This window comes from Streptococcus equi subsp. zooepidemicus, assembly GCF_015689395.1.
Classification (GTDB): Bacteria; Bacillota; Bacilli; order Lactobacillales; family Streptococcaceae; genus Streptococcus; species Streptococcus equi.
Genome location: NZ_CP065054.1, coordinates 2,096,922 through 2,123,164, shown reverse-complemented (window position 1 = coordinate 2,123,164; position 26,243 = coordinate 2,096,922). Strand labels below are relative to the sequence as shown.

Sequence of the window (26,243 nt, the reverse complement as noted above, 5' to 3'; positions counted from 1 at the left end):
AGGTTTTTAGTATCGCTTTACAATGATTGGATAATCCCAATCACCTCTTGGGGTGTTTCTCCAATGTATTGTGCGCCATGTGTTTGTAAATCCTCTTGACAACCAAATCCCCAAGTAACACCAAGTCTTGCAATACCTGCTTGTTTGCCACCAATCATATCAAATTTGGTATCTCCGACAATTATAGCCTCTTTTTTATTAATGGCAAAATCTTGTAAGCATGCCTTGATGATATCCAACTTGTGGCAACGATTAGGAATAGAGCCTAGGATAGCCTTGAAATAATGGCTAATTGTTAAATCCTGAAGCATTTGCCTTGCCATAGGCTCATATTTACTAGTTGTCACATAAAGGTCAAGGTTTTTTTGTGAGAGAGTATCTAATAGCTCTGTGATTTCAGGATAAAGCCTTGCTTGGTAAATACCTGATTCCTTATAAAAATCTCTAAAGTGTGTTATAGCAAGCTCGACATCATGCTGATCCTTGAAAAATGCTGAAAAGGTTGCTTCTAAGGGTGGTCCGATATAAGACGATAATATGCTATGATCAGGACAAGGGATTTTCATTTTTTGAAAGGTGTATTCAAAGGCGTTTAGTATTCCTATACTAGAATCCACCAAAGTACCATCTAAGTCAAATAGGATTGCTTTCATACTGTCTCCTCAGTCTATCTTTACGTGATTATATTAGTCTCCGAAAATCTCTTTACTATACCGTCTACCTGTTGGGGTTGCTGCTAATCCTCCCTCAGCTGTCTCCTTAAAGGCTGTTGGCATTGCGGCACCAACCTGATACATGGCGTCAACGACCTCATCTACAGGAATTTGTGACTGAATATCAGCCAATGCCATATCAGCAGCAACAAGAGCAAAGCTTGATCCTAATGCATTACGCTTAACACAGGGAACTTCGACCAAGCCAGCAACAGGATCACAAACCAAACCCAATAGATTTTTGATCACAAAGGCTACCGCTTGGCTAGCCTGATAAGCAGTACCACCTGCTGCCTTAACAAGGGCTGCAGCACTCATTGCAGAGGCAGAGCCCACCTCGGCTTGACAGCCTCCTTCTGCTCCAGAGATAGAGGCATTATTTCCAATGACTAAGCCAAAGGCACCTGCTGTAAAGAGAAAGTCCAGCTGCTCCTTTTCTGATAGCTTGAGCTTATCAATAGCAACAGCAAGGACAGCAGGTAGACAGCCCGCACTTCCAGCAGTCGGTGTTGCACAAACAAGTCCCATTTTTGCATTTAACTCATTGACAGCCATAGCATTTCTCACAGCTGTTAAAATGGTTTGATCTGAAAGCCCCTTTCCTTTTTTGATGTAATGATCCATTTTAAGAGCATCACCGCCAGTTAAGCCGCTAATAGATTTGGTTGCTGTCAATCCGCTGACAACAGAATCCTTCATTACCTGTAAATGCTGTGACATGATAGATAGGATTTCTTCCCTGCTTCGGCCAGTCATTTCAACCTCTGTAGCAATCATTAGCTCTGCTACATTACCATCAAATCTATCATCAGCTTGCTTGACAAGCTCTTCAATTGTGTAAAACATGACATACCTTTCTAGTCAAAGAAATTGACATTATGCAGGTTGGGAATAGTTGCAATCTGCTTGACAGCAGCTTGACAATCACGAGAATCAACCTCAATAATCATAATGGCTTTCTCACCTGCACTTTCTCGAGTAACAGTCATTTGAGCGATATTAATATCACTAGCTGACAATATATCTGTAACCCTAGCAATCATTCCAGGAATATCTTGATGAACAATAATTAAGGTTGGAGTATTCATCGATAAGGAAACGGAAAAACCATTTAGCTCGGTGACCTGAATGTTTCCTCCTCCAATTGACACACCTGTAATGCTCATTGTTTTATCAGCCTTTTTGACACTAATCTTTACGGTATTTGGGTGGGGAGCATTGCTATCCTTTAAAATATCCCAATAAATTTTAATGCCCTTTTGATGAGCAATTTCAAGAGAATCCTTGATGCTTGGATTATTTGTATCCATTCCCATAATACCAGCTACTAGTGCCTTGTCGGTACCATGGCCTTGATAGGTCTTAGCAAATGAATTGTATAGATGAAAGGTCACCTCATCAGGAATTTCTCCAAAAATGGAGTGGACAACCTTTCCGATTCTAACAGCACCAGCGGTATGACTGCTCGATGGTCCAATCATCACTGGTCCAATGATGTCAAAAACTGATTGAAATTTTTGTGTGTTCATATATGCTCCATGCTCTTTTTATCCTTTTTATTATAACAAATCGCTAATCAAATGTCGTTTGTTATGAAAAAAGATATTGTTGGAAATAAGAGACAATACTGTTATAATAGTCATGCGTCTAGCGGCGCTTCAAAATCGACCTTCAAATCGAGCTTTGAGAAAACATTTGGACAAAGAAAAAAATGTAGAAATGAACAATTTGCCAGATCCTTGTTTAGGCGAGTTGATTCGTTCTATGCTTTTCTTCGTGTCCTTGTATCTTATATTGATGGGAGAATAAACGATGACAGATAACTCGAAAACGCGTGTTGTTGTTGGCATGAGTGGCGGTGTTGATTCATCTGTAACTGCCTTACTGTTAAAGGAGCAGGGATATGATGTGATTGGCGTCTTTATGAAGAATTGGGACGACACAGATGAATTTGGTGTTTGTACGGCGACTGAGGATTATAAAGATGTGGCAGCCGTAGCCGATCAGATTGGTATTCCTTACTATTCTGTTAATTTTGAAAAAGAGTATTGGGATAGGGTGTTTGAGTATTTCCTAGCAGAATACCGTTCAGGCCGCACCCCAAATCCTGATGTCATGTGCAATAAGGAGATAAAATTTAAAGCCTTCCTTGATTATGCGATGACATTGGGTGCTGATTATGTAGCAACAGGTCACTATGCCCAAATTAAACGTGATGAAAATGGTATAGTCCATATGCTGCGTGGTCTTGATAAGGGCAAGGACCAAACCTATTTTTTAAGCCAATTATCACAAGAGCAGCTCCAAAAAACCATGTTTCCCTTGGGTCACCTGCAAAAATCAGAGGTACGTGCTATTGCTGAACAAGCAGGCCTTGCAACAGCAAAGAAAAAAGACTCAACAGGGATTTGCTTTATTGGTGAGAAGAATTTTAAGACCTTTCTCAGTCACTATTTACCAGCTCAAAAGGGACGTATGATGACTGTTGATGGTCGTGATATGGGAGAGCATGCAGGCTTGATGTATTACACTATTGGCCAGCGTGGGGGACTTGGCATTGGTGGTCAGCAGGGTGGAGATAACAAGCCTTGGTTTGTTGTTGGAAAAGACCTTTCACAAAATATCCTTTATGTTGGTCAAGGCTTTTACCACGAGTCCTTAATGTCAACTAGTCTTGACGCTTCTGTCATTCAGTTTACAAGAGAGGTTCCTGAAGAGTTCACCCTAGAATGCACAGCAAAGTTCCGCTATCGTCAGCCAGATTCTAAGGTGACGGTCCATGTCAAGAAAGACAAAGCTAAGGTTGTTTTTACTGAGCCTCAGCGTGCGATTACACCCGGTCAAGCAGTCGTTTTTTATGATGGTCATGAGTGTCTTGGTGGTGGCATTATTGATATGGCATATAAAGATGACGAGCCTTGTCAATATATTTAGCTTGACACATCAATTGACAGATGTGTCAATATTATTGACGACTTTGTCATCTGATAAGTCTTGACAAGCTGGCAAATTTTGATAGAATAAGGTTAACAATAACGATGATGGTCAAAGCTCATGGGAATTGTAGGTCTTTTTGACTTACAGCTTTCTCGGGTTTTGACTATTTTTATGGCTTAAGAACAGTGTCAAGGAGAAAAGATGGTTCATGATTTTAGAACAAGGACAGCAGACCATAGCTTTGGTGTCAGGGCTTCAGCGTTAATAATTAAAGACGGCTATATTTATCTTGCTAAATCATCCAAAGAGGACTATTATCTTTTGGGTGGTGCTATTCATGTTGGAGAAAGCACAGAAGAAGCTATCAAGCGTGAGGTTCTAGAAGAGGTAGGAGCTGAGGTTTCAGTTGATCACTTAGCCTTTGTGGTTGAAAATCAATTTTGTCTAGAGGGAGTGAACTTTCATCAGATTGAGTTTCACTATATTGTAAGTCTATTATCTGATCCTAGCCCTTCTTTAGTTGAGGGTGGTCATGCCAGGGTTTGTGAGTGGGTTGCTCTTGATGATCTAGACAAGATAAGGCTCAATCCTAGTTGTTTAAAAAGGGCTATAAAGCATTGGGACGGGCAACTTCAGCATATAAAACATATTGAGATAAAGGAGTAGATATGGTACATGAATTTACAGAATCCTATGATGTCATCGTTGTAGGAGCAGGACATGCAGGTGTTGAAGCCAGTTTAGCGGCTAGCCGTATGGGGTGTAAAACCTTATTAGCCACGATAAATCTTGATATGCTGGCTTTTATGCCCTGCAATCCCTCTATTGGAGGGTCAGCTAAGGGCATTGTTGTTCGCGAAATTGATGCTCTTGGTGGAGAGATGGGGAAAAATATTGACAAAACCTATATCCAAATGAAGATGCTCAATACAGGTAAGGGACCGGCAGTTCGAGCATTACGGGCTCAGGCAGATAAAAGCCTGTATGCACGTGAAATGAAGCACACTGTTGAAAAGCAAGAAAACCTCACCCTTCGCCAGTCTATGATTGATGATATTTTAGTGGAAAATGGTAAGGTTGTTGGAGTGCTGACAGCAACAGGGCAAAAATATGCAGCTCAGGCAGTGATCATAACAACAGGTACAGCTCTTCGTGGTGAGATTATCCTTGGAGAATTGAAATATTCGTCTGGTCCGAATAACAGCCTAGCTTCAGTGACGCTAGCTGATAATTTAAAAAAGCTTGGTCTTGAAATTGGGCGCTTTAAGACAGGAACCCCACCACGTGTCAAGGCTTCTTCTATTGATTATGAGGAAACAGAGATTCAGCCTGGTGATGTAACTCCAAATCATTTTTCCTTTATGTCTAAGGACAAAGATTATTTGGCTCATCAGATTCCTTGCTGGCTGACCTACACCAATCAGACCAGTCATGATATCATCACTAAAAACCTATATCGAGCACCTATGTTTTCAGGGGTTGTCAAAGGAGTTGGCCCGCGCTATTGTCCATCAATTGAAGATAAGATTGTACGATTTGCTGATAAAGAGCGTCATCAGCTCTTTTTAGAGCCAGAAGGCTTTGACACTGAGGAGGTTTATGTTCAAGGCCTATCTACAAGTCTTCCTGAGGACGTCCAAAAGGAATTGGTTCACTCTATTAAAGGGCTTGAAAATGCTGAGATGATGAGAACAGGCTATGCTATTGAGTATGATATTGTGCTGCCTCATCAGCTTCGAGCTACACTTGAAACCAAATTGATTTCAGGCCTCTTTACTGCCGGACAGACTAATGGAACCTCAGGCTATGAGGAAGCTGCTGGTCAAGGCCTTGTCGCTGGTATCAATGCTGCTTTGAAGGTTCAGGGCAAGCCTGAGCTCATTTTAAAGCGCAGTGACGCTTATATTGGTGTAATGATTGATGATTTGGTAACCAAAGGTACCTTGGAGCCTTACCGCTTGCTGACATCACGCGCAGAATATCGTCTCATTCTTCGTCATGACAATGCGGACATGCGATTGACTGAAATTGGTCGTCAAATTGGCCTAGTTGACGATGAGCGTTGGTCTGCCTTTGAAATCAAAAAAAATCAATTTGACAATGAATTAAAGCGGCTAGATAGTATCAAATTAAAGCCGATCAAAGAAACCAATGCTCGTGTTCAAAAGCTTGGCTTTAAGCCCTTGACGGACGCAATGACAGCTAAGGAATTTATGCGTCGACCAGAGGTTGACTATGCCACTGTAGTGTCATTTATAGGTCCTGCTGCTGAGGGATTAGATGCTAAGCTGATTGAGCTACTAGAAACTGAGATCAAATACGAAGGCTATATCAAAAAGGCCCTTGATCAGGTTGCTAAAATGAAGCGTATGGAGGAAAAGCGGATTCCTAAGACCATTGATTGGGACGCTATTGACTCAATTGCTACTGAGGCAAGGCAAAAATTTAAAAAAATCAATCCAGAAACCATTGGTCAGGCTAGTCGCATTTCAGGTGTAAATCCGGCAGATATTAGCATTTTAATGGTTTATCTTGAAGGTAATGGAAAGGCTCGTCGTAAAACACAATAGTCATCAAATTGTAATCTCAAAACCACTGACAGCTCTGTATTTCAGGGCTGTTTTATGGTATAATACGGGATTAAGAGGTTAAAGATGAAAAGATTTCGTTTTGAAACCATTCATTTAATTATGATGGAGTTGATTTTATTCGGCTTACTAGCCTTATGTGTTAGGATCATGCAATCAAAAATGCTGATCACACTAGCTATTTTTTTAGTGTTGTTGTTTGTTGCGGCCTTGCTTTGGTATCAAAAAAAGGTTTACGAATTGTCTGATTTAGACCATATTGAGCTATTGAACGAACAAACAGAAAATAATTTAAAAACGTTACTGGATAACATGCCAGTTGGTGTTATTCAGTTTGATCAAGAAACCAATGCTATTGAGTGGTACAATCCTTACGCAGAGCTGATTTTCACTGATGAGGACGGTTTTTTACAGGAACAAACGATCCAACAGCTTCTCACTGATAAGCGTAAAAGTGATATTTCTCAAACCTTTGAGGTTTCTGGCAATCGATACACGTCTTATATTGACGTTACATCAGGCATTTTTTATTTTTTTGATAGCTCTGTTGGTAATAGACAATCAGCAGATTCTAGCTTGCTAAAGCCAGTTATTGGTATTATTTCTGTGGATAATTATGACGACATTACAGATGACTTATCTGATGCTGATACGTCAAAGATAAATTCATTTGTGGCTAATTTCATAGCTGAGTTTATGGAATCTAAGCAGGTATTTTATCGACGTGTTAATATGGATCGTTTTTACTTTTTTACAGACTATAAGATCTTAAAAGGGCTGATGGACGATAAGTTTTCTATTTTAGAGCAGTTCCGAAAGGAAGCCCAAGAAGCGCAGCTACCATTGACCCTAAGTATGGGCATTTCCTTTGGAGAGGAAAATCACTGTCAAATTGGTCAGGTTGCTCTTGAGAATCTGAATATTGCTCTTGTCCGAGGCGGAGATCAGATTGTTATTCGTGAAAATGCAGACCATACAAATCCTGTCTATTTTGGTGGCGGCTCTGTTTCTACGGTTAAACGCTCTAGGACTAGGACGCGTGCCATGATGACAGCTATTTCAGACCGTATCAAAATGGTTGATAATGTGTTTATCGTAGGTCACCGTAAACTGGACATGGACGCCTTAGGCTCGGCTGTTGGTATGCAATTTTTTGCTAGTAACATTATTGAAAACAGCTTTGCTGTCTATAATCCGGATGAGATGAGTCCAGACATTGAAAGAGCTATCGAGCGCTTACAGGCTGATGGTAAGACACGTCTTATCAGTGTTTCTCAAGCAATGGGGCTTACGACCCCTAGATCACTGTTAGTAATGGTGGATCACTCTAAGATTTCCTTAACCTTGTCTAAGGAATTTTACGAGCAATTCCAAGATGTTATTATCGTTGATCATCACCGAAGAGATGATGATTTTCCAGATAATGCTATCTTGACCTTTATTGAAAGTGGTGCAAGCAGTGCTGCAGAGCTAGTGACAGAATTAATCCAGTTTCAAAATGCGAAGAAGCGCTTAAACAAGATTCAAGCAAGTGTTTTGATGGCTGGTATTATGCTGGATACTAAGAATTTTTCAACACGTGTCACCAGTAGAACCTTTGATGTTGCTAGTTATTTACGAAGCAGAGGTAGTGATAGCGTCGAAATTCAAAATATTTCAGCAACTGATTTTGATGACTATAAGCAGGTTAATGAGATCATTCTCAGAGGTGAGCGCCTTAGCGACTCCATTATCGTTGCAACCGGGCTTGCTGGGCAATATTATAGTAATGTCATTGCTAGTAAGGCAGCAGATACCATACTATCAATGGCCCATATTGAGGCTAGCTTTGTTATTGTAGAGACAGGAGCTGATAAGATTGCTATATCAGCAAGAAGTCGTAGTAAAATCAATGTCCAAAGAATAATGGAGAAGCTTGGTGGCGGAGGGCATTTCAACCTAGCAGCGTGTCAAATGAAGCATATTAGTCTGAGCGAGGCTAAGCAGCTGTTACTAGAAACAATTGATAACACAATGAAAGAAACAAGAGAGGTAGAGTCATGAAAGTCATTTTTTTAGTTGACGTCAAAGGAAAAGGAAAAAAAGGAGAAATCAAGGAGGTTCCCACTGGCTACGCTCAGAATTTTCTGATTAAGAAAAATCTAGCAAGGGAAGCTAGCAGTCAAGCAATTGGCCAGCTAAGAGGGCAACAAAAAGCTGAGGAAAAGGCACAGGCTGAAATCCTAGCAGAGGCTAAGGCTGTTAAGAAAATCCTAGATGACGAAAAGACTCGTGTTCAGTTTAAGGAAAAGGTTGGACCAGATGGGCGTACCTTTGGCTCAATTACAGCCAAGAAAATTTCCGAGGAATTGCAAAAGCAATTTAAGGTCAAGGTTGACAAGCGTCATATTGTTTTAGATCACCCTATTCGTGCTATTGGTCTTATCGAGGTGCCAGTTAAGTTGCATAAAGAAGTGATAGCTGAAATAAAGCTAAACATTGCTGAGGCATAGCACATCAGCCTAAAAAAGATTTGGAGGTGCTGAGTTTGCCTGAAGTTGCTGAGTTACGAGTTCAACCCCAAGATTTACTGGCCGAGCAATCTGTACTAGGCTCTATCTTTATTTCGCCAGACAAGTTGATTACCGTTAGAGAATTTATCGGTCCAGAGGATTTTTATAAGTATTCTCACAAGGTCATTTTCAGGGCAATGATAAGGCTTAGTGATCGAAATGACGCTATTGATGCAACAACAGTGAGGACGATTCTTGATGACCAAGGGGACCTTCAACATATTGGTGGCTTGTCTTATATTGTTGAGTTGGTTAATAGTGTACCTACCAGTGCCAATGCAGAATACTATGCTAAAATAGTAGCTGAAAAGGCTATGCTGCGTGACATTATCAACAGGTTGACAGAGACTGTAAACCTAGCCTATGAGGGCACATCTGACTCGGAGGATATTATTGCAAGTGCCGAAAAGGCCTTGGTTGATATCAGTGAGCATAGTAATCGTAGTGGCTTTCGTAAGATTTCAGATGTTTTAAAAATTAATTATGAGAATCTCGAGGTTCGTTCTAAGCAGACATCAGACGTCACAGGTTTACCAACAGGCTTTAGGGACCTTGACAAGATTACAACAGGTTTACACCCAGATCAACTGATTATTTTAGCAGCCCGTCCTGCGGTCGGTAAGACGGCCTTTGTCTTAAACATTGCTCAAAATGTTGGTACAAAGCAAAAGAGAGCGGTTGCCATTTTCTCCTTAGAAATGGGAGCTGAAAGCCTTGTTGATCGTATGCTGGCAGCTGAAGGAATGGTCAATTCACATAGCTTGAGAACTGGTCAATTGACTGACCAGGATTGGAATAATGTAACCATTGCTCAGGGGGCTTTAGCAGAGGCACCCATCTATATTGATGATACACCTGGCATTAAGATCACTGAAATTAGAGCTAGGGCACGTAAATTGTCTCAGGAGGTTGAAGGAGGCTTAGGGCTGATTGTCATTGATTATCTCCAACTGATTACTGGTACAAGACCTGAAAATCGTCAGCAAGAGGTTTCTGATATTTCGAGGCAGCTGAAGATTTTAGCTAAGGAATTAAAGGTGCCCGTTATTGCTTTGAGTCAGCTTTCTCGTGGAGTTGAGCAAAGGCAGGACAAGCGTCCAGTTTTATCTGATATTCGTGAGTCTGGCTCTATTGAGCAAGACGCAGATATTGTTGCATTTTTGTACCGAGACGATTATTATCGTAAAGAAAATGACAGCACAGAGGAAATCCTTGAGGATAATACAATTGAGGTGATTCTTGAGAAAAACAGGGCAGGTGCGCGTGGGACAGTTAAGCTGATGTTTCAAAAGGAATACAATAAATTTTCGACAATAGCTCAATTTGAGGAAAGATAAGAAAGAGGGAAAGAGAATGAGTGATGCATTTACAGATGTTGCCAAAATGAAAAAAATAAAGGAAGACATTAAGGCTCATGAAGGTCAGTTGGTTGAGTTAACACTTGAAAATGGTCGTAAGCGTGAAAAAAATAAGGTTGGCAGATTGATAGAGGTTTACCCTTCTTTATTTATCATTGAGTATCAGGGGAACCCAGATGCTTCAGGGGAAGCGAATAATTCTTATGTTGAGTCTTATACCTATTCAGATATTTTGACGGAAAAAACACTGATTCATTATTTTGATTGAAAAATCAATGCCCATTTAGGGCTTTTTCTTTACACTTTGTTGACAGCTGTGTAAAGATATGTATCAATTTGAAGCCTAGGAGGACCTATTGGCAAATGGCTGAAGTCCTGGCTAATAAAGTCCTGGTTAATAATAGGGACTAGCTTTCTTGAAAAGCAGCTACTCTGAAGCTCTTGGTACTAGGTCCCAATCTTTGAGCTTACAACTAACCATTTTTGATGATATGATACTAAAAATGTAAAAAAACCTTGAATCAATACCTTTTTCATGTTACAATTAGCTTTGTGTGAAATAACAGCAGAAAAATATGAAGCTCGTCAACAGGCGGTTAACTAAATTGAGTAACCTTTGCTGTTTAGGCGAAAACCTCCTGCACGAATCAGGATTTTTCAAACAGTTATTTCCTCGTTATATTTTTTAGAGGAGGACATGATACATGTCACGTTATACTGGTCCATCATGGAAACAATCACGTCGTCTTGGCTTGTCATTGACAGGCACAGGTAAGGAATTGGCACGTCGTAACTACGTACCTGGTCAGCATGGCCCTAACAACCGTAGCAAGCTTTCAGAATATGGCTTGCAGCTTGCTGAGAAGCAAAAGCTTCGCTTTTCATATGGTATGGGGGAAAAACAATTCCGTAACCTATTCGTACAAGCTACAAAAATCAAAGAAGGAACTCTTGGTTTCAACTTCATGCTTCTTTTAGAGCGTCGTCTTGACAATGTGGTTTACCGCTTAGGTCTTGCAACTACTCGTCGTCAAGCACGTCAGTTTGTCAACCATGGTCATATTCTTGTTGATGGTAAGCGTGTTGATATCCCATCATTCCGCGTTGAGATTGGCCAAGTCATCTCTGTTCGTGAAAAATCAATGAAGGTTCCTGCAATCCTTGAGGCAGTTGAAGCAACTCTTGGACGTCCAGCTTTTGTTTCATTTGACGCTGAAAAGCTTGAAGGATCATTAACTCGTCTCCCAGAGCGCGACGAAATTAACCCAGAAATCAATGAAGCACTTGTCGTTGAATTCTACAACAAAATGCTTTAAGATAAGACTTTATATTGTAAGAAGCCTACAACAGTGGGCTTTTTGCTTTGTCTTAAATCGTTGATTTCTGGATTTGCTCCCCTTTTTGAAATTTTTAACAAAGATTCAAAGCCTTATTCTAAAGCATTTCACAGATAATTTTAGCTAAGAACCCTACCACAAAGAATAACCCTCTCAGGCTAAAATAAACCATGGTTTTAGCGCTTCTATCTGGTAGGTTGATAACTTTTTTATATTGCTAGCTTCAAAAAAACGCTTAGAGACGATTTTTGAAGCTAAAAAAGCCAGCTTATGCTAGCTACCTTGGTTAATAATTCAATAAATCTATTTTACCATAAAGGAGCGAATCATGGGGGCTAAAGAACAACTCAAAGAATTGCAGTTACTCTTTGCTTTAATGACCTTATTTGAGGAGCAACGAGACAAAGACATCAAGCTGATAAATACTTTTCATAACCCCGAGGTAAAGGACATTGAAAAAGGTACTGCTAAGCAACTCTTGTATTTAGGCAAAGAACGTGATAAGAGACTAGCCATGATTGCCACCTTACAAAATGAGAAACAGATAGCTGTTATTAAGGCTAGATATGTGGACGACTTATCATGGGACGAGATACCTGATAAGTTAGGTTATTCAAGGAATACTGTTTTCAAATGACACAGAGAAGCTTTAAAGATATTAGATGAGCAAGAAGAATGCCATTCGTAAATTAAAAGAGTTCCATAGATGGCAACGTGTCGCCAATAGCCTTAATTTAACGTATAACAAGCGTTACAAGCTATTAATTCCACGAGCAGAAAATGCCTTGAAATAAGCCGAGAATGTGCCCTAGAGGAGCTAGACTATTAAGCATGCCATTAACCACTATCTAAGCTAGAATACAGGAAAATACTAATTGAATGCTATTTGATCAGTGAGAAAAAACCTCAACAGGACATCATAGAAGAACTTAATGAGAACCAAAGCTGGTACTATAACACTAAGAAAAGAGCTTTGCTTGAGTTTTCGGAGCATTATAGGGGTGGGGTGTTAAAATAATCTGGGCAAATATTATTGCTTCTTGAACATCAGTAAGCATGTAACTATATATGACTATACATATATAGTTCATAGTGCTATAATACCTTTAAGGAGGTGCTACTATGCAAGTCTTAGAAAAAAATACGCAGGTTAATTTTAAAACCAACAGCGATTTACTAGAAAAAGCTAAAGCCGTTATCACAGCGCAAAATCTTGATATGACAGCTAGCTTTAATTTGTTTTTAGAAAACATTGTACAAAATAACGCCTTGCCTTTTGAGACTGACGCCGATAAAGAACGAGCTGAACTACTTGCAGACTTACGGGCTGAAATTGCTCAAAGCTTTGATGATTTAGAACATGGACGCGTATATAATGCTAGTGAAGTGAGGGCTAACCTTGGTATCTGATCACAAACCTTATAGCCTTATTATTCCTGAAACCGTACAGGAGCAGCTACGGAGTATAAAAAGCTATATTGCAACTGTGTACTTTTCAGAGCAGGCAGGCGCTAGCACCGTTAACAATATCCTTTACGGTTTAGAACGCCTTGAATTTTTTCCAGAAGCAGGATTTAATGCAGACGAGAGAGTAGGAGAAGCCATTTATCCACCCTACAATACCCGTTGCATTGTTTTAGGGGATTACCTAGCTTTTTATCATATTTTAGAGGACAGAAAAGCCGTCTTTGTATCTGACATTCTCCATAGCAAGCAAGACTATATCAGACTGTTCAGGAAAAAATAAACGCTTTTAGAAACAAGACAATTTAAAAAGCACCTTGGAGCGGTGCTAGTTTCTTGCCTGCTGAACTCATAACTTAGGGCTACTGAAAGGCCCTTTTTTTGCTCCCCTTTTTGCGAACTTTGGGGGAGTATTTAACACTGTCTAATTATAAGTTATTTGGTTAGAAAGCTTATCATATCAGGGGTTAGGGAGTGTAAAGAACGTGTAAAGCTAAGTAATCTTAACTGTACAACAAAATGCTTTAAGATAAGACTTTATATTGTAAGAAGCCTACAACAGTGGGCTTTTTTGGTTGAGCTGTTAGCTGATTTATGTACCGATCCCAAAAGATTAGACCAAAATTCTAACGATTGGAGATCGGTATTGTTAGGCATAAAGATCATTATAAACTCAAGAAAAAATAGTTTACAAAGCTATTTTTTTGGTGCTGGATTTGGCATCATCAGCGTAGGGTTATGTTTTAGATAGCATTTTTAAGACGAAATGAGTCATTTCCTGAGGGGATTCTTTTTTTCCTTTAGCAATCCAGCTTTGGCAGACACCGAAAAAGGCATGTGCTAGGTAGATGCTTCGGTATTCTCTTTCGGTTGGGGATAAGATGTCCTTACTGAACTTGTCCTGAAGATCGGTAGTGATCAATAGACGAACTTTGTTAATGATAAAGCTTTGGATTTCTCGGGTACCATTGGAGGATAGCAGAGCAGATAGTAGTTGCTCTCGCTTGAGAAATTCAAATACTTCTAAAAAGGCATGCTCCTTGTTTTGGTATTCTTTTTCAAAAATGTATTCTAATTTGTGAAAGAAGGTTTGCTGATAGTAATCAATCATCTCATATTTGTCTTTGTAGTGAGTATAAAAGCCAGAACGACTAATGCCTGCCATTTTAGCCAGCTGAACAGTTGTTACATCATCGAAGCTTTCTGTTTTTAGTAAGCTCACCATTGCATTAAGAATGGCCTTCTTGGTTTGTTGCTTGCGGCTATCCATCATTATCTCCTTTTGAACACTTATAGACATTATGTCTAAAAAGTTTATTTTTTACCTTGTAAAATGTCACTTTATTTGTATAATATATTCTATCATAATTTTTGAACAGTATGTCTATTTGGAGAAAAAATAATGCTAGAAGAATTAAAAGCAATAATCAAAAATCGTAAGGTAATAGTGACAATGATTGGGGTTGCTCTAGTGCCAGCTCTCTACAATTTGTCCTTTTTAGGGTCCATGTGGGATCCTTATGGTCGGGTTGATCAGTTGCCTGTAGCAGTTGTGAATCAGGATAAGCCTGCTTATTTAAATAACAAGAGACTGACTATTGGTAAAGATATGGTAGACAATATGTCTAAAAACAAGGAATTGGATTATCATTTTGTGGCTGCAGGTGCTGCACAGAGGGGCTTGGAAAAGGGTCGTTATTATATGACGATTACGTTGCCAAAGGATTTGTCACAAAAGGCTACTATGCTATTAGATCAGCAGCCAGAGAAGCTAATTGTCAGCTATCAAACCAGTAAGGGGCACAGCTTTATCGCGTCTAAAATGGGTGAATCTGCTATGAATCACTTGAGAGAGACTGTTTCTAAAAATATAAGGAAGACCTATATCACTTCTGTTTTTAAAAGCATGCATCAGCTCCAATCTGGTCTAAAGGAAGCTTCAGATGGCGGTCAGCAATTAGCCGCTGGCTTAGTAACTGCTAGGACAAGCAGTCAGCTAATGTCAAGGCATTTGAACACCTTATCTGAATCAAGTGCTCGCTTATCTCAAGGAGCGGACAATCTATCTAGTGGTATAGCTGCCTATACAGCTGGTGTTGGTCAGCTTGATACTGGCTTAGGACAGCTAGCAGCTGATATGCCAGCGTATCTAGATGGTGTCTCTCGATTATCCAAGGGTGCTAATCAGTTAAATGCTGGCTTGACCCAATTGGCTCTAGGAAGTGATCTGTCTCAAGACAAACAAGCTAATATTCAAGCTTTAATGGCTAGCCTACCAAAGCTTAATCAGGCTATCCAGCAGCTAAATACCAATCTTTCCTTGTCTTTGGCACCAAATGTGGACTCAGGAGCCATTGCTAAGCATTTAGCTGATATGACGCGTTTAGTGCAGGAGCTTATAGCAGACGATACTGCTGATAAGAACAATCAGCTAGCCGCTCTACAAGCTACAGCTACCTATCAAGGTCTCAGCTCTGAGCAGCAAGAGGAACTGAGCTCAGCTATTTCCAATACTTCAACTAAAGCGACAACATCGGCAAAGGCTATGTTGACATCATTGCAAGCGTTGTCTGAGGAGCTAGAGGCTATGTCAATAAGTGCTGGTGCAGCTGATCAACTGAGGAACTTTAAAGCACTTGTTAATCAGCTGTCTTATCAAGCTGATCAAATCCTACCTAGTACAGGTAAGGCCTTGTCAGAGCTTTCAACTGGTTTAAGGGCTGTTCACTCAGCAACAACAGCCCAGCTCTTATCAGGAAGTCAAGCTCTTGCTGGTGGCTTTAATCAATTGACAGCTAAGAATGAAGCTCTTACAGCAGGCCTGTCTACTCTTGCTACAGGGGCAACAGCTCTTAACCATCAATCTAGTCAATTACTAGCAGGTGGTCAACAGCTTACAGCAGGCGCTAATCAGCTAGCGTTTGGAGCCAATGAGCTCTCTTCTGGTAGCTCTCAGTTGACAGGTGGATTGACAACTTTGTCAACAGGTCTGTCAAGCTTAACGACCTCACTGTCAAAAGCTTCTGACCAGCTTTCAATGGCTTGGGTAGAGGATCAGAATGCTGATATGGTATCTGATCCAGTAGCATTATCAGAGAAGGACAAGGATAAGGTTAGGACCAATGGTATTGGCATGGCTCCTTATATGATTGCTGTGTCTCTAATGGTAGTTGCCTTGTCTACAAATATTATTTTTGCAGAGGCCTTATCTGGTAAGCCGATTAAAGATAGATGGGATTGGGCAAGGCAAAAATTACTGATCAATGGCATGATTTCGACCGTTGGCTCTGTTATTCTTTACGCTGCGCTTCAGCTGCTAGGCTTTGAAGCTAATGACGGTATCAAGACCTTAGGCTTTATTATGCTGAGTGGCTGGACCTTGATGGCTTTAGTGACTGCATTGGTCGGCTGGGATGCCCGATATGGTGCCTTTGCTTCGTTAATTATGCTGCTACTACAGGTTGGTGCTGCGGGTGGTTCTTATCCTATTGAGTTGAGTGGTCAGATCTTTCAGATTCTCCACCCTTATCTTCCAATGTCTTATATTGTCTCTGGCCTTCGTCAGACAATATCATTAACAGCCCATATAGGTTTAGAGACGGGTATATTGGTTGGCTTTTTGTTAAGCTTTATGACTATAGGAGTGCTGATTTATCGTCCAAAGGACAAGCAGTCGTCCTAGCTAATAGCTGAGCTGACAGGCTATCGTTGAACAGTAGATATAGTAAAAAGCTTCTAGAAATTGTGGCTTGAGCTCTTTCTAGAAGCTTTTTTAATGGCTGGTTTAGTTTACGGAGATAAGTCCATTATTATTGGAAATGGTAAGCTGGGCTTTAAAGGGCGTTTGACGACCTGCTTCTTGACTGATCGTTACAAATCCATTATTATTTGAAGCCTTTACGTCATAGTAGCTGAGATTTTCTCTAGGACAATTGATGTCAATGATTCCATTCTTATTGATGATAGTGATGTCATTGGAAAAGGATAGCTGCTGCCCTATGATATTACCATTTTTATTTTCAACGGAGGTTTCTGTTAGCTGACTTGCTTCTAATCTGATGTTTCCATTGTCATTGCTTAGCTGGCAATTTATTAGGGTACTATTGTCACAGATTAGGTTAGCATTTTTGGCTTGACATTTACTAGACTGGATATGGCAATGCTCTAAAATAATGTTCCCATTTTTGCTGATCAGGTTGACAGTGCTATCTGATAAATGACTGATAGAAATCGTTCCATTGTAAGTGTTAGAGCTAATGCTATCACAATGTATATGGCTTATGGTGACATCGTTGTTATCACTTTCTCCAGAGATTTTTTTCAGGTGGTGGTTGACGGGTAGTGTCAAGATAATGGCTTGATATTTTGCCAGCCAGCGATCTAGGAAATGAAAGCCATATTGTATTGTTGGTACAGCTGAGTCTTCAATGATATTGAGCATGCCGTCACTATCTTGGCTTATTGTGATGCGGTTATCATCATATGAAATAGTAGGGTAAGGAATGTCAGCAACTTCAATGGTTAAATCATGGTTGAGCAGACTGTAGCGAATGTCAACTATTGGCTCAAGCTTTTGTGAGCTTGCTTCTGACTTTGTTTTGTTGTCAACTTCCCAATTCGTCCAGTCATCTTCGTCTGTTTTTTCGGGGAGATCTAAGGCTTTTAATAGCTCCTTGGCAATGTCCTCTGGATTTCCCAGTTCTTTAAGGATAGCCTGCTCATGGTCAGGACCAGCCTCGTCAAAATACTCTGTAAAATGGTCAATGATTTCTTGGTAATCCTTTTGAGGTAAATGGTTGATCTGCTGCTTTAGCTTGTCTAGAAAATCTTGTTTAGTCATTATGATATCCTCCCTTGATTAATGAATTGATAGGTCGCCTTGATTGACAGTGATGTCAAGTTGATTGACAGTATTGGCTATGTCAGAGTGAAATGAAGTAGCTCCTGTTGCTGCGTCTGTGTTAAGCTTGGCGTTTGAAAAACGAGAGCTGAGCTTGATACTACCTCTTGTTGTGACATGATAAGCAATATCTCTTAGATTTGCTAATGTGGTATTGATATTAATATCGCCGCCATTAATTGTGTTTTTCCCCTTAATTGTGACATGATTTATAGCAAGCTCGGAGGGGTCTGTATAGTCATAGTCGTTTTCTTCTTTTGTATCAGCTACAGTGATAGAAGAGTCTTTGATCCTGCCTTCGTTAAGTTCTAGCTGCCTTGAGTTCTCAGCAGCTTCATAATAATCTGCTTTAGGTAATTTTCGTAGGTATTTGTCTAGCTCTGCTAGGTACTCAGCTCTTGTCATGCCTTAATCTCCCTTCAATAATGCCATCTAGGGTAGTCTTGTAGCTTTGCCATTCTTCCTTTAAGAAAATCAGCTGCTTTTCGCCTTTGGCTGTAATGGTGTAGTAGTTACGCTTGCGACCTTGATGTTCCTGACTATAGGTGGTTAAATAGTCTGATTTCTCTAGCTTTTTTAAAATAGGGTATAGGGTTGATTCCCTGATATTAGCGACAAGCTTAATGGTTTGGCTGATATCATAACCATAGGAATCATGCTTGTCAACAATAGATAAAATCAAAAATTCAATCAAGGTAGCAGATACTGGAAAATACATCTGGTTGCTCCCTTCTTGCCTCGTATTTATATATATAATTATTTTATATATTAAGTATAGAGCTTCTGTTTTGATATGTCAATATTTTATATATAAAAATTTTATATATTATAGAGAGCAATCGTAGCCATTTCTTGACCAAAGGATTGCTATTTTATACTATGGAAGTAGCTAGTGCTGGATATGATAAGGAGAAGGACAGATGAAGAGTATTATTGAACATTATCAGGCCAGGCCCTTGGGTGAGGAGCGATGTTATGCGGTTTGCTTGCCTTTGATTTGGCAGGAAGGGAGGTGGCAGGTCTTGTATGAAATCAGAAGCCAACACGTCTCTCAGCCAGGGGAGGTTTCTTTTCCTGGTGGGCGCGTGGAGGAGAGTGAGACCTATCAGCAGGCGGCTATTCGTGAGACGGTAGAGGAGCTCAATATAGAGCCTGAGCAGGTTCATGTCTGGGGTGAGATTGACTATTTAGTTCAGCCGACTCGTAGCATTCATTGCTTTGTTGCGGAGCTGGCTATTGATGATTGGAGAAGGCTTAGGGTCAATGAAGAGGTTGACAGCTTGTTTACGGTGTCTCTGGAGAAGCTCATGGCGCAAGCTCCCACTGTTTATCCTTTACAAATGCAATCGATAATCTCGTCAGACTTTCCGTTGGATCGTATCCCTAATGGAGAGCAATACAGGTTTAGGAACATGCAAGGTCAGATATTATTTTATGAGCATTTAGAAAGGCCTATCTGGGGGATAACTGCTCAATTGACGAACCGTTTTATAGAAATCATGACAGAGGCAAGGCAGCATGATGACCTATTAAAAAACGAATGCTAGTCACAGCTGGTGATAAGGCTGAGAGCTAGTCATTCGTTTTTTGATCTTAATACTACTGTTAGAGGTATTTGCTGCTGTATCGACTGCTATTTGTATTTTTCCTCAAGCTGGCTCATCCATAGACCAAGCCAGACACCAAGGCCAAATAATAGCAGAGCCATTAGCCAGGTGCCAAGACCTGCACCGGCGTAAGAGATAGCTTCTTCATTGCTGCTATTTGGAATCAAAATGAGCAGGGTACTCGATAGGACGATACCGATAATAAAGTGGTAAACGCGTGAATGGTAGTGCTTGAGAGCAAAATCCATAATCTTGGAAAAAGCTAGCATGGTTAATAAGCCACCAATAGCAATGGGTAAAAAGGTTCCTACCAAATCAAGTGATTTAAAGCCAATCAGCATAGGTGAGTAAAGTCCTAAAATTAATAAAAGATTAGACGGGCTAAGACCAGGTACCAAAATACCTAAAGCAATCAGAGCACCAGCTAGGACAAAGGCAGCAAAGCTTGCAGGTATTGTCCCAACGAGATCATTTAAGAAATAAAGTCCCAGTCCTGATAGGATAAAGGTCAATACTAGCCAGAGCCAATCAACTTGGTCACGCTGAGATGTTTTTGTCGAAGTCTTTATCAGGCTAGGTACGGTTCCTATGATGGCTCCAGCGAAGCCCCATAAGACTGGTACCTGATAGTGCTTGAGCAGATAGTCAACAGGGTAAGAAAAGAGGGCAATCCCTAAAATACCACCGACCCCAACAGGTAGGAAAAAGAGAACATTCTCAACAAAATGCTCACGTATATGAGCCAAAAAGGCAATGATACGCTCATAGATCCCAAGGATAGCGGCTAATACTCCTCCAGATACTCCCGGTAAAATAAAGCCAAGCGCAATAATCATTCCCTTAATCACTCGTGAAAGAACTGAAACCATACATGCCTCCTAAAAATCGTACCCCTATTGTACCATATTTTTAATAGCTGTATTGACTTTTCATATCTGTAAGAGCTATCGCAACTATAAAAACAACCCGCAGTTTTGTGTGGTTTATCTTTTTTCATTCATTTATATAGAGCGTTGAAGCTACCAAAAGTCTTTGGAAGAAGCATGACAAATACTATATGAAGATGGTTGAATGCCTCCTTGAGTAAGCTAGAGAGCGTCACATCTACGCTATACAAGAGAAAAGGCTAGTCTAAAATAGAAGGTCAATAAACTTGACCTTGGTGTGTTTCACAATCACAAAATGAGCCAAGCCAATAGGCAGACTAGCCTGTTTAGCTTGACTCAAAGACTTTGTTTAAAGTATTAATATCAGTGATTTTTTGTTAGACATTTGTTTTTGCTCATGTCGGGTTTGCTGTTACTCAATCCAGATATGAGCCTCTATATTAACGGTTGTTTTGCTCCTTTTTGCGTCTAGGTGAGAGCGTTAGGACACCGACGCTAGCCAATACTGCCATAGCAGCAGCGGTAAAGAAGCTAGGTGTCGCAGTATCACCAGTTGCTGGCAATTGCTTTTTAGGTGTTGCTACCCCAGCTTGTGAGCTAGGTGCTGAGCTCTTAGGAGCTTTGGTAGTGTCAATTGGCTTAGCTGGTGTAAGAGCAGTCCAAGGGACACTACGTTTTTCAGGCGTTTGTGGTTGATCTTTTTTCTCAGGAGTCTTTGGATCTTCTGGCTTCATTGGTGCTTCAGGCATCTTTGGTTCTTTTGGTGCTTCCGGAGTTTTTGGATCCTTTGGCTTTTCTTGACCTTGGTGAGATTGCATGCCTTGCTTCAAAGCTTCAATTTCCTTGGTCTTTTGCTCAATCTCAGCCTTTAGCTTATTAATCTGCTCTTGGAGTGCTGCTTTTTCCTTTTTGCTAAGGTCACGCGCTTCTGATAGCTGTTTTGAAATGGTATCGACTTGCTGTTGAAGCGCTGCTTTCTCGGCTTCAAGTGTTGCTAGCTTTTCTTGGGCAGCAGTCAATTGTTTTTGAGCTTCTGATAGTTTTGCTTGAGTCTCTGACAATTGAGCTTTTGTTGACTCAAGGGTTGATGACAGATCTGCCTTTTCCTTGGTTAGTGTTTGAACCTGTTGTTCCAGTTCAGCGATTTTTGTCTTGGAAGTGTCAGAATCTCCGCCACCTTCATGAGGTTTTTGTTCTTGCTTCAGCTGTTCTGTAGCTTTTTCAAGCTTCATTTCCTTTTGTTTCAGCTCTTCTTGAACTTTGTTCAATTGCTCTTGAAGCTTTTGTTCTTGTTGACTTAGCTGACCACTGTTATTCTTGTTATTTTCAAGCTCTTGTTTTAGCTTGTCAATTTCAATTGATCTTTCATTAGCTTGTTTTTGCAGGTCTTGAAGTTTTGTTGTTAGTTCTTGCTTTTCTTTTAACAGTTGTTTAGACAATTCACTGCCCTGACTAGCTGATTCTTGTAGGTCTTTTAATTTTTGCTCGGCTTTGTTTTTTGATTCTTGAGCTTCTTTAATCTCTTGTTCAAGCTTTTCTTTTTGAGTTTCTAAAGCTTTTTTAGCCTGTTCTGCTTGAGTGGCTTTTTGCTTAGCTTGTTCATTTTCGCTCTTTAGTCGATTATTTTCTTCCTGGGCCTGATGAGCTTCTGCTTTAGCGGTTTTAGCCTCGTCTTCAGCCTTCTTTTTGGCAGCTTCCGCTTGGTTAGCTTTTTCTTCAGCAGTTTTAGTCTTTTCATTAGCTTTTTTAGCTTCAGCCTCTGCTTTTTCTTTATTGTTTTTAGCTTGTTGGGCAGTTTCTTCAGCTTGTTTTGTTTTTAGTTTTTCTTGGTCTAGATCTGATTTGATTTTCTTATTTTCTTTTTGCAAATTTTTTTGAATTTTAGCTGTCAATCGAAATGCTTCCTCAGTTTTTTTAAGTCGTAGATCTACGTCCTTAAATGCAAGCTCTAATTGTCCTTTTTGTTCTAAAGCTTCAGCGGCTTCCTTAGCTTTTTTAGATCGTTCTTCTACACGTTGTTTAAATTCACTATAAACAGCTTGTCTATTTTCGGTATTTTTTCTATCTTGTTTAAAATAGTCAACAGGCGAAATGACATTGCCAACTCTAGATCCACTATTCCAAATTGATAAATATTGAAAACTTTTTTGACTTTCATCTAAACTAGAATCACCTGATACAAGTAACCATAATAATAACAAACTGTCATCACCAATTGATCTAAGAGTCCTTTTTAATTTCTCTTTATGATTACCTTCTCGCAATGTTGCTAATACTTTTTTGGCATCGCTTTCCACATCCCCGTACACGACTTTATTTCCAAGTAATCCTGTTCCCATTAGGCTTCCTGTGATGAGGGTAGCTGCTAGGGTTTGGTGGCATAAACGTCTGATGCTTGAGTGTCTTTTTTGTTTTCTCTGTTTTTTGGTTATCATTTTTCTCTCCTTTGGTGATAGAATGATTATTTTTTTGTAAAATTCTTTCACAAAGAAGATTTTAACATGGCAGTTGATAGCGAGAAACGACAGTGCTCATCTTTTTCTCCGTAGTTCCGTTTTTTTTTTTTTTTAATTAAGTTATCAAACGTCTGATTTTATCATGTTTATATCGTTGCTTTTTGCTGATATATGGCTTTATAGACGCTTCACTAGCTTCAAATGCGTTGCATGTGAGAATATATTTGGTAAAATCAGTCATTATTGGCATTGCTGCTATAAGCGAGTACTGTATGACTTGTGATAATCGTTGCGTTTAGCATTAGCAATAAATTCAAAAACAAGCACCAAATCTGATGCTTGTTTTTAGGGGTGTTGCTATGTAATGACAGTGCTTGTTACAGCACAATGGTTGTTTTATCAGTCCTCCTATCAGAACTGGTGCAGTGATGATGCTTAACCATAAAAGAGAGAGTCAGGTATGTGATAAAGTGAGGTTAGTCGACTCCCTTTAAGGCATCAACCATGTCAATTGTTCTAATCTTTCTACTGATGAAAAGAGTGGTCATTAATGATGTTAGCCAGACAAGGACACTTGCCGCCAGCAGAACCTGCCAAGTGACATAAGCGGTATATTCAAGACGTATCGTCGAGAAGGTAGCAACATACTGCTCTAAAAACCAAATCCCCATAGGAATTCCCAAGAGCCAGCCCACAGAGGTTGTCATGAGATTTTCAAGCATTGTTATATTTTGGAGATTTCTTTTTGAAAATCCTAGAACCTGAAGGGTTGCGTAGTCTCTTGTACGCTCTACAAAATTTAAGGAGCCTAGATTATACAGCACAACGATGACCAGCAGCAAGGCAAAGCCAATGATCATCAAAAAGACACTCATTAGACTATTGACAAGGTCATAGGCATTGCTTTCTTGGCTGGACTTATCAATGACGGTTAAAACATTCTGATCCTGAGCAATTGTAGAAGCAGAAGCATGCTTATCTACTAACAATGTGTGTGGGTGAAAAGCTCCGCCTGCTTTTTTGAAGGTATCAGCCATGATATAGGCACCTTGATTGGTTTCGCTGGTTAGAATTCCCTTAACATTAAAGGAATATTGGTGCTTATCCTGGTAAGGTGTGACAGATAGCTTGTCTCCCACCTTGATATTGGCTAGCTTTGCAAAGCTGTTGGTAACATAGAGGCCTCCCTCTTTTATCTTGTCACCATCTTCTGTTGTGGCATTAACAAGGCTTCCTTTGCTGATAATGATCAAGAGACGATTGTAGCCGTCGTCTTTTGAGAAGTGGGCTTGATTGATTTGCACCCATTGGCCTTTATAGGCCTTATTGGCCGACTCGTAGTCAGAAACCGTCAAGCGTTTGGCGTAGCTAAAGTCCTTGTTATAGGCCTTATCAACAAGGTGATTCATAGAGATAGGCATGCCAATACCGGCAATTAAAAGCATCATACTGCCAGCTACCCCTATAATCCCCATTAAAATTCTGATGCGGTGTGTCAAAGCATCACGTATAGCCCACTTAGCCTCATCGGAAATATTGCGCCATAAGGACTTGATTTTTTCGAGCAAAATATGCTTGACTTCCCTGTTTTTTCCTCGTAAGAATACTGCTGGCAGCCCTTTGATGGCTTTTCGAGAAGCAAAGTAAGCAGATGTTACACAAATCATAACCACCAGTAAAGCAACCACTAGAGAAGATAAAGAGTAAGCAATTTCCCACTTAGGAAGCGAAAACATTCTCTTTTGGGTCTCCAGGACAAACCAAGACATAGCAGGAGATACCAGCAGACCAACAAGAGCACCTAATGTTCCAACTAACAAGCCAAAGGAAATGTAGTGACCACTGACCTGTATGTTAGAATAGCCTAAGGCCTTGATGATGGCAATTTCCTTTGTTTGACTTTCGATGAGACGTCTAATAGTGGTAAACATAGATAGAATAGCTAGTAAGATGAAAATAAAGGAGAACAAGTAAGAGAGATTCCTAATCTGTCCTACCCTATCGACTGCCTCAGAGACGTCAGTTAAGGTTGTTTGATTGTAATAAGAGATGAGCTTATTGCCTAAAATGTTCTCTATGTCGTCTCGAATATCGTCAGATGAGGTGTAAATGTCAATCATATTATCAGGCAGCTGCGTCTGAAGGAGCTTAGCTAAGCTCTTTTTTGAGATGTAGCCGTAGGCATAGTTATCATAATTAGGAGCTATATACTCTAAGCTACCTGTAAAGTAGATCCTGTCTGCTGATTGGACAAGGCCCGCAAGGGTCACGCTAAATGACCGACCTGATATTGTTAGGCTGATCTTATCACCGAGGGATAGGTGATTAGCGTCAGCATATTCTTTGTTTAGCCATATCTTATCGGTTTCTTTGGTTGAAAAGGCCTCCCCGGCTACAACACGTGTTACCTGATCTGAGGTAGTCTGTAATGAATCTAGCGTTAAGTAATGCTCTAGGTCGCTATCAGAGTCAATAGCCGCAGTGACCCTAATCTTGGGTCTAGCCTTGCTGACTTGATTTAGGGCTTCTATTTGTTCAATGTCTTTTTTCGATAGCTTTGTTGCTTGTACCCAAACGGTTGGCAAATGAGAGGCGGATATATAGTTGTCTAAGCTTTTTTCCAGTCCATGCCAAGCCCCCTGTAGGCCAACAAATATTAAAACACTTAATAAGGACATCAAGAACACTGAAAAGAATTGCTGCCAATGCTGCTTTAGATCTCGCCTTAGCTTTAAATTAAGATATTTCATGTTTAGCTCCAATCCTCTAAACTGATTGTTTATGATCAATCGAGCTTATCTTTCCGTCCTTTAGGTAAATAACGGTGTCTCCAAAGGCTTTAAACTCAGTGTTATGTGTCACCAAAACAACCGCTACGTCCTCGTCCTTTGACGCCTCCTGAAGAAGCTGCATAATGTGCTGTCCTGTTTTGGAATCAAGGGCACCGGTAGGCTCATCACATAGCAATAGCTTGGGCTTCTTTGCCAGGGCTCTTGCTATGGATACGCGCTGCATTTCTCCGCCTGACAGCTGGCTAGGGAAATTGTTTTTCCGATGAGATAGCCCCACCTTATCCAACAATACCTCTGATTGTGCGGTGTTTCCGGTTAGCTGTGCGGCGATACTAATATTTTCTAAGGCTGTTAGGCTTGGAACAAGGTTATAAAATTGAAAGACAAAGCCTACGACCTCTTTGCGATAATCAGATAATGCTTTATCATTTAAGGCTGTAATGTCCTTTCCCTCAAAGATAAAGGTTCCCTTGCTTGCCCGGTCCATTCCTCCAAGTAAATTTAAGAGCGTGCTCTTTCCTGAACCAGAGGGGCCTAAAATAACGGTAAACCTTCCCTTTTCAATAGTAAAGGAAACATCATCTAATGCTTTAACCTCTTGGTCTCCGACTTGGTATGTCTTGCTAATATTCTTAAATGAAATCATCTACAC

The 26,243-nt window shown here is 40.2% G+C and carries 24 protein-coding genes and 1 pseudogene; 14 read left to right on the top strand and 11 right to left on the bottom strand.

From position 1 onward, the window contains the following. Positions 1–17: 17 nt before the first annotated feature. The 3 genes from I2432_RS10070 to sdaAB are packed head-to-tail and all read right to left on the bottom strand — an operon-like array spanning position 18 to position 2,242. Positions 18–653, bottom strand: coding sequence for an HAD hydrolase-like protein (locus I2432_RS10070; RefSeq protein WP_206158828.1), 636 nt, complete (start codon positions 651–653; stop codon positions 18–20). A gap of 33 nt (positions 654–686) precedes the next feature. Continuing rightward, complete coding sequence (gene sdaAA, locus I2432_RS10065; RefSeq protein WP_012516494.1) at positions 687–1,559, bottom strand: L-serine ammonia-lyase, iron-sulfur-dependent, subunit alpha; 873 nt, start codon at positions 1,557–1,559, stop codon at positions 687–689. An 11-nt stretch (positions 1,560–1,570) separates the two neighbouring features. Then, entirely contained in the window at positions 1,571–2,242 is a 672-nt protein-coding gene (sdaAB, locus tag I2432_RS10060) for an L-serine ammonia-lyase, iron-sulfur-dependent subunit beta (RefSeq protein ID WP_206158827.1), read from the bottom strand. Positions 2,243–2,525: 283 nt separating this feature from the next. Here sdaAB and mnmA point away from each other — a divergent pair, with 283 nt between their 5' ends. The 12 genes and pseudogenes from mnmA (at position 2,526) to I2432_RS10000 (ending at position 13,232) form a co-directional block, all read left to right on the top strand. Then, positions 2,526–3,647 (top strand): tRNA 2-thiouridine(34) synthase MnmA, encoded by a 1,122-nt coding sequence (mnmA, locus tag I2432_RS10055; protein ID WP_043041253.1) that lies wholly within the window; start codon positions 2,526–2,528, stop codon positions 3,645–3,647. Between the two features lie 204 nt (positions 3,648–3,851). Continuing rightward, a complete protein-coding gene (locus tag I2432_RS10050) occupies positions 3,852–4,316 on the top strand; it encodes an NUDIX hydrolase (protein WP_206158825.1) in 465 nt (154 codons plus the stop codon). Between the two features lie 2 nt (positions 4,317–4,318). Continuing rightward, positions 4,319–6,220, top strand: coding sequence for a tRNA uridine-5-carboxymethylaminomethyl(34) synthesis enzyme MnmG (gene mnmG / locus I2432_RS10045; protein ID WP_206158823.1), 1,902 nt, complete (start codon positions 4,319–4,321; stop codon positions 6,218–6,220). A gap of 84 nt (positions 6,221–6,304) precedes the next feature. Continuing rightward, a complete protein-coding gene (locus I2432_RS10040) occupies positions 6,305–8,281 on the top strand; it encodes a DHH family phosphoesterase (RefSeq protein ID WP_206158821.1) in 1,977 nt (658 codons plus the stop codon). Beyond that, entirely contained in the window at positions 8,278–8,730 is a 453-nt protein-coding gene (rplI, locus tag I2432_RS10035; RefSeq protein WP_012516488.1) for a 50S ribosomal protein L9, read from the top strand. Before I2432_RS10040 ends, rplI begins: the two co-directional genes overlap by 4 nt. Positions 8,731–8,750: 20 nt before the next feature. Beyond that, complete coding sequence (dnaB, locus tag I2432_RS10030; protein ID WP_172454094.1) at positions 8,751–10,127, top strand: replicative DNA helicase; 1,377 nt, start codon at positions 8,751–8,753, stop codon at positions 10,125–10,127. Positions 10,128–10,143: 16 nt separating this feature from the next. Continuing rightward, positions 10,144–10,416, top strand: coding sequence for a Veg family protein (locus tag I2432_RS10025; protein WP_012678721.1), 273 nt, complete (start codon positions 10,144–10,146; stop codon positions 10,414–10,416). A gap of 436 nt (positions 10,417–10,852) precedes the next feature. Then, positions 10,853–11,464: a 30S ribosomal protein S4 gene (gene rpsD, locus I2432_RS10020; protein WP_012516485.1), complete on the top strand. Its 612-nt coding sequence runs from the start codon at positions 10,853–10,855 to the stop codon at positions 11,462–11,464. 349 nt (positions 11,465–11,813) lie between these two features. Continuing rightward, the gene (locus I2432_RS10015) at positions 11,814–12,122 is read left to right on the top strand and encodes a DUF1492 domain-containing protein (protein ID WP_043030268.1); all 309 of its coding nucleotides are present in this window, start codon (positions 11,814–11,816) and stop codon (positions 12,120–12,122) included. A gap of 25 nt (positions 12,123–12,147) precedes the next feature. Further along, positions 12,148–12,503: pseudogene (locus I2432_RS10010) on the top strand (ArpU family phage packaging/lysis transcriptional regulator). 104 nt (positions 12,504–12,607) lie between these two features. After that, positions 12,608–12,895 carry a type II toxin-antitoxin system RelB/ParD family antitoxin gene (gene relB / locus I2432_RS10005; protein WP_012516482.1) on the top strand — a complete coding sequence of 96 codons (288 nt, stop codon included), beginning with the start codon at positions 12,608–12,610 and terminating at the stop codon, positions 12,893–12,895. After that, positions 12,885–13,232 carry a type II toxin-antitoxin system RelE/ParE family toxin gene (locus I2432_RS10000; protein ID WP_206158819.1) on the top strand — a complete coding sequence of 116 codons (348 nt, stop codon included), beginning with the start codon at positions 12,885–12,887 and terminating at the stop codon, positions 13,230–13,232. The genes relB and I2432_RS10000 overlap by 11 nt, the downstream gene beginning before the upstream one ends. A gap of 453 nt (positions 13,233–13,685) precedes the next feature. Here I2432_RS10000 and I2432_RS09995 read toward each other — a convergent pair whose 3' ends face one another. Further along, entirely contained in the window at positions 13,686–14,219 is a 534-nt protein-coding gene (locus I2432_RS09995) for a TetR/AcrR family transcriptional regulator (RefSeq protein ID WP_111692878.1), read from the bottom strand. Positions 14,220–14,351: 132 nt separating this feature from the next. On the opposite strand from I2432_RS09995, the gene I2432_RS09990 reads away from it, so the two are divergent. Beyond that, positions 14,352–16,631, top strand: coding sequence for a YhgE/Pip domain-containing protein (locus I2432_RS09990; protein ID WP_206158818.1), 2,280 nt, complete (start codon positions 14,352–14,354; stop codon positions 16,629–16,631). A 102-nt stretch (positions 16,632–16,733) separates the two neighbouring features. On the opposite strand, the gene I2432_RS09985 is transcribed toward I2432_RS09990, so the two are convergent. The 3 genes from I2432_RS09985 to I2432_RS09975 are packed head-to-tail and all read right to left on the bottom strand — an operon-like array spanning position 16,734 to position 18,567. Then, positions 16,734–17,789, bottom strand: coding sequence for a DUF1700 domain-containing protein (locus tag I2432_RS09985; protein WP_037579716.1), 1,056 nt, complete (start codon positions 17,787–17,789; stop codon positions 16,734–16,736). A gap of 18 nt (positions 17,790–17,807) precedes the next feature. Then, positions 17,808–18,254, bottom strand: a complete 447-nt coding sequence (locus I2432_RS09980) for a hypothetical protein (protein ID WP_206158816.1) — start codon at positions 18,252–18,254, stop codon at positions 17,808–17,810. Further along, complete coding sequence (locus I2432_RS09975) at positions 18,241–18,567, bottom strand: PadR family transcriptional regulator (RefSeq protein WP_021321234.1); 327 nt, start codon at positions 18,565–18,567, stop codon at positions 18,241–18,243. The genes I2432_RS09980 and I2432_RS09975 overlap by 14 nt, the downstream gene beginning before the upstream one ends. 202 nt (positions 18,568–18,769) lie before the next feature. Between I2432_RS09975 and I2432_RS09970 the strand changes: the two genes are divergently transcribed. Beyond that, on the top strand, positions 18,770–19,396 hold the full coding sequence (locus tag I2432_RS09970; RefSeq protein ID WP_206158815.1) for an NUDIX hydrolase: 627 nt from the start codon (positions 18,770–18,772) through the stop codon (positions 19,394–19,396). Positions 19,397–19,482: 86 nt separating this feature from the next. Here the strand turns inward: I2432_RS09970 and I2432_RS09965 are convergent, their stop codons facing one another. The 4 genes from I2432_RS09965 to I2432_RS09950 form a co-directional block, all read right to left on the bottom strand. Next, positions 19,483–20,325 (bottom strand): DUF368 domain-containing protein, encoded by an 843-nt coding sequence (locus I2432_RS09965; RefSeq protein ID WP_206158813.1) that lies wholly within the window; start codon positions 20,323–20,325, stop codon positions 19,483–19,485. Positions 20,326–20,783: 458 nt separating this feature from the next. Then, positions 20,784–22,778: an LPXTG cell wall anchor domain-containing protein gene (locus I2432_RS09960; RefSeq protein WP_206158811.1), complete on the bottom strand. Its 1,995-nt coding sequence runs from the start codon at positions 22,776–22,778 to the stop codon at positions 20,784–20,786. Between the two features lie 497 nt (positions 22,779–23,275). Next, complete coding sequence (locus I2432_RS09955; RefSeq protein ID WP_206158809.1) at positions 23,276–25,549, bottom strand: ABC transporter permease; 2,274 nt, start codon at positions 25,547–25,549, stop codon at positions 23,276–23,278. Between the two features lie 16 nt (positions 25,550–25,565). After that, positions 25,566–26,237: an ABC transporter ATP-binding protein gene (locus tag I2432_RS09950; protein WP_115251425.1), complete on the bottom strand. Its 672-nt coding sequence runs from the start codon at positions 26,235–26,237 to the stop codon at positions 25,566–25,568. Positions 26,238–26,243 lie beyond the last annotated feature (6 nt).

Excerpts from the sequence above, each read along its gene's own strand:
- I2432_RS09980 (WP_206158816.1), bottom strand. The coding sequence starts at position 18,254 with ATGACAAGAGCTGAGTACCTAGCAGAGCTAGACAAATACCTACGAAAA.
- I2432_RS10040 (WP_206158821.1), top strand. The coding sequence starts at position 6,305 with ATGAAAAGATTTCGTTTTGAAACCATTCATTTAATTATGATGGAGTTG.
- I2432_RS09960 (WP_206158811.1), bottom strand. The coding sequence starts at position 22,778 with ATGATAACCAAAAAACAGAGAAAACAAAAAAGACACTCAAGCATCAGA.
- I2432_RS10025 (WP_012678721.1), top strand. The coding sequence starts at position 10,144 with ATGAGTGATGCATTTACAGATGTTGCCAAAATGAAAAAAATAAAGGAA.
- I2432_RS09990 (WP_206158818.1), top strand. The coding sequence starts at position 14,352 with ATGCTAGAAGAATTAAAAGCAATAATCAAAAATCGTAAGGTAATAGTG.
- mnmG (WP_206158823.1), top strand. The coding sequence starts at position 4,319 with ATGGTACATGAATTTACAGAATCCTATGATGTCATCGTTGTAGGAGCA.
- relB (WP_012516482.1), top strand. The coding sequence starts at position 12,608 with ATGCAAGTCTTAGAAAAAAATACGCAGGTTAATTTTAAAACCAACAGC.
- rpsD (WP_012516485.1), top strand. The coding sequence starts at position 10,853 with ATGTCACGTTATACTGGTCCATCATGGAAACAATCACGTCGTCTTGGC.
- I2432_RS09950 (WP_115251425.1), bottom strand. The coding sequence starts at position 26,237 with ATGATTTCATTTAAGAATATTAGCAAGACATACCAAGTCGGAGACCAA.
- I2432_RS10015 (WP_043030268.1), top strand. The coding sequence starts at position 11,814 with ATGGGGGCTAAAGAACAACTCAAAGAATTGCAGTTACTCTTTGCTTTA.
- I2432_RS09970 (WP_206158815.1), top strand. The coding sequence starts at position 18,770 with ATGAAGAGTATTATTGAACATTATCAGGCCAGGCCCTTGGGTGAGGAG.
- sdaAB (WP_206158827.1), bottom strand. The coding sequence starts at position 2,242 with ATGAACACACAAAAATTTCAATCAGTTTTTGACATCATTGGACCAGTG.
- I2432_RS10050 (WP_206158825.1), top strand. The coding sequence starts at position 3,852 with ATGGTTCATGATTTTAGAACAAGGACAGCAGACCATAGCTTTGGTGTC.
- I2432_RS09975 (WP_021321234.1), bottom strand. The coding sequence starts at position 18,567 with ATGTATTTTCCAGTATCTGCTACCTTGATTGAATTTTTGATTTTATCT.
- I2432_RS09965 (WP_206158813.1), bottom strand. The coding sequence starts at position 20,325 with ATGGTTTCAGTTCTTTCACGAGTGATTAAGGGAATGATTATTGCGCTT.
- mnmA (WP_043041253.1), top strand. The coding sequence starts at position 2,526 with ATGACAGATAACTCGAAAACGCGTGTTGTTGTTGGCATGAGTGGCGGT.
- I2432_RS09995 (WP_111692878.1), bottom strand. The coding sequence starts at position 14,219 with ATGGATAGCCGCAAGCAACAAACCAAGAAGGCCATTCTTAATGCAATG.
- I2432_RS09985 (WP_037579716.1), bottom strand. The coding sequence starts at position 17,789 with ATGACTAAACAAGATTTTCTAGACAAGCTAAAGCAGCAGATCAACCAT.
- sdaAA (WP_012516494.1), bottom strand. The coding sequence starts at position 1,559 with ATGTTTTACACAATTGAAGAGCTTGTCAAGCAAGCTGATGATAGATTT.
- rplI (WP_012516488.1), top strand. The coding sequence starts at position 8,278 with ATGAAAGTCATTTTTTTAGTTGACGTCAAAGGAAAAGGAAAAAAAGGA.
- I2432_RS10070 (WP_206158828.1), bottom strand. The coding sequence starts at position 653 with ATGAAAGCAATCCTATTTGACTTAGATGGTACTTTGGTGGATTCTAGT.
- I2432_RS09955 (WP_206158809.1), bottom strand. The coding sequence starts at position 25,549 with ATGAAATATCTTAATTTAAAGCTAAGGCGAGATCTAAAGCAGCATTGG.